This window comes from Actinomycetota bacterium (assembly GCA_018334075.1).
GTDB lineage: Bacteria > Actinomycetota > Coriobacteriia > Anaerosomatales > UBA912 > JAGXSC01.
This window is the reverse complement of sequence record JAGXSC010000006.1, coordinates 1-4,273: the sequence shown is the minus strand read 5'-3', so window position 1 is coordinate 4,273 and position 4,273 is coordinate 1. Positions and strand designations below refer to the sequence as shown.

At 43.0% G+C, this 4,273-nt stretch carries 7 protein-coding genes; all 7 read right to left on the bottom strand.

From position 1 onward, the window contains the following. Positions 1 to 49: 49 nt before the first annotated feature. On the bottom strand, positions 50 to 508 hold the full coding sequence (locus tag KGZ89_00540; protein ID MBS3973348.1) for an AbrB/MazE/SpoVT family DNA-binding domain-containing protein: 459 nt from the start codon (positions 506 to 508) through the stop codon (positions 50 to 52). 38 nt (positions 509 to 546) lie between these two features. After that, entirely contained in the window at positions 547 to 1,482 is a 936-nt protein-coding gene (locus KGZ89_00535) for a DNA adenine methylase (protein MBS3973347.1), read from the bottom strand. A 4-nt stretch (positions 1,483 to 1,486) separates the two neighbouring features. Beyond that, on the bottom strand, positions 1,487 to 1,690 hold the full coding sequence (locus KGZ89_00530) for a hypothetical protein (protein ID MBS3973346.1): 204 nt from the start codon (positions 1,688 to 1,690) through the stop codon (positions 1,487 to 1,489). Positions 1,691 to 1,862: 172 nt separating this feature from the next. Next, entirely contained in the window at positions 1,863 to 2,366 is a 504-nt protein-coding gene (locus tag KGZ89_00525; protein ID MBS3973345.1) for a hypothetical protein, read from the bottom strand. Between the two features lie 130 nt (positions 2,367 to 2,496). Then, entirely contained in the window at positions 2,497 to 2,769 is a 273-nt protein-coding gene (locus KGZ89_00520; GenBank protein MBS3973344.1) for a hypothetical protein, read from the bottom strand. 7 nt (positions 2,770 to 2,776) lie between these two features. Beyond that, complete coding sequence (locus KGZ89_00515) at positions 2,777 to 3,892, bottom strand: hypothetical protein (protein ID MBS3973343.1); 1,116 nt, start codon at positions 3,890 to 3,892, stop codon at positions 2,777 to 2,779. A 132-nt stretch (positions 3,893 to 4,024) separates the two neighbouring features. Next, positions 4,025 to 4,273 (bottom strand): 23S rRNA (uracil-5-)-methyltransferase RumA (locus tag KGZ89_00510; protein MBS3973342.1); only part of this gene is annotated, 249 nt, incomplete at its 5' end.

Below are 4,273 nucleotides of genomic sequence, written 5' to 3'. Positions count from 1 at the left end.
ATAAGTACACGCCCCTTGTCATCTATGATTTTATAAATGGGCTTTGCTTTCATACGAAGTATCCCTCCTTTCTTATAACGTCACGAACGGTGCTGGGGTCTATGCCAAGATTCTCGAAGAGCCCGCGAAGCTCGTCTGGCAGACGATCAAGGATATCCGACGCAGCGATGACAATGGCACCCTCGGCACAAATGACATCCAAGTTGCTGTCTAATGGGATGTCCGCAGACTCCAGCAGTTCGTGGGGTATATGCAGTTCGTCCTCCGGGAGTTCATATTCCGGAGAAAATTTCTCGTCATCCTTCTGCAATTCAAAGAGAGGGACGGCAATCTCCACTCCCTCAGATGTGATAAGAACCAGAGGGCAGTGGTGATTTACTTCCTCCTGCACCATCATGGTGAGGCAGATCTCATCCCCGGGATTCAGCCCGGCATTGCCTACGGCTTCTGCAGGAATAACAATCTGACCATTTTTGTCTACCTCTGACTTCATTTTAATAATTTTCATTAGGGTGTTCCTCCTTTTAATTAATCCCCGTGATGGGGTTATAATTGTGGGTCAAGTAACAGTTCGGAGTCGAAGAGATTCATCTGGGACGGCATGTCACTCAGCCTTTCGGCAGTGTCGTAGTTTGAGATCAGGACTTCAGCGTATTCGCAACCGTTGTCATAGCGCTGGGCAAGGTTGTTGATGCGGCTGACCGCCTCAATGTTAAAGTCCTTGTACAGCTCTCGGATGAATTCGCAGTCGTTATAGCTGACCAGCCATTTCCCCCGGCAGGATGCAAGAGTGTCCCGCAAACGATAGTGATCGTCTTTCTTAAATTCCACGGCGTAGTGTCCTTCCGTCTGATAATATGGCGGGTCGCAATAGATGAAGGCATTTTCACGATCATATTGCTTAATCAGGGCTTCAAAGTCCTTGTTCTCAATGACCGTATTCTTAAGCCTCCGGCTGCCCTGCCAGAGAAGATGAAATGTTTTCCGGATATCGAAGGGCTGGCATCCATAGCTGGTGCATCCGCTTCCGTAGCTTAGACGGATGAGACGATAGAAGGCAGCAGCGCGTTTTACATCGTTCATCTGTGCATTTTCCAGGAGGATCGGTTTGATTTCTTCAAACTGCGGCTCACTGAGAACTCTCTGTGCGATATCCAGTTCTTCTTGAAGGTATTCGTTCGTGAATTCCTCCTTCTCCAGATATTTTTTTAAGACATTGAATTCATCCCGCCCATTCAGCGGAAAGAAATTGAGCTCCTTGAGAAGAGCAAAGGGGCGGTCGCGGACGCAGTGGAACAGATTTGCCAGGTCTGAATTGAAATCGTTGTAGACCTCCATGGCGGCGTCAGGAGGCCGTCCGAACAGCACCCAGCCTCCGCCGCCGAAGACCTCAATGTACCGTCCGAATTCCTTCGGCATACGCTGATAGATCATGTCCCGCAGAGCCTTTTTGCCGCCCACCCAACTGATGATGCTGTTCAATACATCACCTCCCTTTGCCCCGGCGGCTGATTTTCTCAACGTCGGTTTTCATGCAGGAGCCGTCAGGACTCCAGCAGATAAAGCCGACGCCTGGATAAGGACAGCCGGTACAGCGGGCGGTATCTTCAGGCAGAGGCAGAGAATGCTTTGCAGGAGGAACGTTTTCTCCGGCTCCTGTTTTTTCTTCTGGTGTTACATCATGCTTCATGGTTCAGCTCCTTTCTTTAGAAAAACAAAAAAGGCGCTGCCTTTTTTGTAAAGACAACGCCTACTTGTTCTTTTATTTAGTTGTATTGATCACAGCAATCTGCTGTAACAAAAAAGCGCCCTTCAGCTTCATAAGAAACCAAAGAGCGCTATTTTTTCCGTTTGCTTTTCACTCATCGCATCACTAGGCCTCCATAGCCAAGGTCAGGTGAGTTGTTTTTCATCTCCTCCTCAAGCTTTAAGGAATAGTTTTCGTGATTCCAGAAGCTGACGTAGATCTCGCCATCCGGCGTTTTGATGGGTCGCTGCTCGAACCCTTCCCCGTACCCATCTGAATTTTGACCGCATACATAATCTATAAGCGCAGCGGTTTCTTCTCCAGACAGAGTGTCCTTCAGTCCTGCAGCCATAACTCCCCACAGCTCGCCATCAACAATCTCCACTGTCGGGTACAGACTATACACCTTTTCCTTGAGAGCTTCGTCGTGAATGTACTCGGCAAGTCCTCGGTCATTCTCGAAGTGCCGGTTCTCCTTGGCGATGGCAGCGAGGATTTGATCCTCATACGCCACAGCCTCCCTTGGTGAGATATCCTCCCTCTCATCCTCCATGCAGTCATACTGAGGATAGCAGAAAATCTTAAGAGGGAAAAAGATACGCATTGTTTCGATTGCCATTTTGATTTCCTCCTTTCTTTATTGGTATCATTAATTTTGAAGTCCTAAAAAAGGACATAAAAAAAGCGGGGTATCTTCGTTTTGAAAATACACCCGCAATCTTACCGTTTTACGTTTAATTAGGCTCGAATTATTTACCTTTATTTAGATTTGCTAACATAATGGTTAATGGGTCAACACCGTTTTCGGCTGCACAAACGCCTATATCTACCACCATCATCGGCTGAGCTTCATTAAATGGTTTATTGTTTCTTCTAAGAATCCTATGAGCTTCACCATAAAGATATTTTTTCTTGGGTAGAGTGAGAGAAGAATATTCAGTCATTGCTTCTGTTGCATCCATGACACTACCTATAACGATACCTAAAGCATTAATGATTTCTATTTTTTTATCTATCCCCATAATACACCTACCTATATCGATTCCAGAGCTCAGTCACATTAACAAAATCAAGTTTATGACTATTAAGCAACTGAGATACCGCATCTATTTCTTCTGAATCATAGAAATAGTAAACAATCGATTTTAATAATCCGTTATCGTTTATCATATTAAAAATGTGAGTATCATTATTGGGCGATAAACCAACTATGCTTAACTCATCTGATATTGCAGTAAACTCTTTAATCGGATATGTTTCTTTAAACTCGAGATTGCTATCGCCAAGTTTTAGTTTTATGCCTTCTGCCATTTTCCTTACAATCTCGTTTGCATCCTTTTCCCAGACGTTAACAGCTTCCTTTATTGTTTCGTTTTCCTGATATGCTTTCGCCATTTTATCCATCGCAGAGTTTGCATCGCCATGTTGCTTTATCGAAAACATTTTTGAATATCCGCTATACGTAGTCAACGCATTTGAGTATAAATAATAATATTTCTCATCAATAATACAATCCTTAATTGGGCTGTCGGACATTTTATTACGCATGGAATCGGGGTCATAAACATCTGCCTTGATATGGAACGCTCCATGTAAATAGTTGACCTTTTTCCTGGAAAATGTCTCAACATTAACATCATAATTAGTAGTATATAGTTCATCGAAGGCATTAAAAAAGTCGGCTAATTTTGCTGGATAACTTTTATATATTTGATTAACTCTGCCGTTATTAAATATTGAATAAAGGAAAAAGCATTTCAGCGCTTCCCGAATATGATACTTTTCAGGATTTTTGATTTTATATTTATAGCACATAAGGTCATACAATAAATAATAATCTTCAAATCCTATAGTGGCAACATTGAGGCTTTTCCTAATTGAGTACCTCCTTTTAAAGTCATCAAGACAACCTTTTAGATCAGTGGTGTAAGCATATGAATCATACCCACCATTCAATATTTCTCTTACCTGCAAAAATAAATGTCCTAATAATGACACGATTAGAGAAGGGTCATCAACAATTATATCGACCGGAAAATCAGCTTCTTTGGCTCCTTTAATTGCTCTCAAAATTATTGATTTACTTAAGTTATCAGCACCACCAAACTCTATGTTAATGCCATTACCAAAAAGTAATGTTTTCAATCAATACACCCCTCCCATAAATCATGTCATCTATAAAAACCCCTAAAAAATCAGGCCAAAAAATGCACTTTTTGACCCGTTTTTTTGGCCTTTTTTTGCTCCAAAACCACTACATATAGTGGTCAACCTGCCTTATTTGCCCTTCAAACCACTATACGTCATCAGAACTATACTCTCAACGTGGCTTGTCTGCGGGAACATGTCCACAGGTTGTGCTTCAACAGGGTTAAAGCCATTTTCAGCCAGAAATCTGATATCCCTGGCTAATGTAGCCGGGTTGCAGGAGAGATAAACGATTCGCTGCGGGGACATTTTGCTGATAGTTTCTAAGAGGGCTTGGTCACATCCTTTGCGGGGCGGATCAACTACTACCACATCGGC

Coding starts and splice junctions, on each gene's coding strand:
- KGZ89_00540 (MBS3973348.1), bottom strand. CDS start 508: ATGAAAATTATTAAAATGAAGTCAGAGGTAGACAAAAATGGTCAGATT.
- KGZ89_00530 (MBS3973346.1), bottom strand. CDS start 1,690: ATGAAGCATGATGTAACACCAGAAGAAAAAACAGGAGCCGGAGAAAAC.
- KGZ89_00525 (MBS3973345.1), bottom strand. CDS start 2,366: ATGGCAATCGAAACAATGCGTATCTTTTTCCCTCTTAAGATTTTCTGC.
- KGZ89_00520 (MBS3973344.1), bottom strand. CDS start 2,769: ATGGGGATAGATAAAAAAATAGAAATCATTAATGCTTTAGGTATCGTT.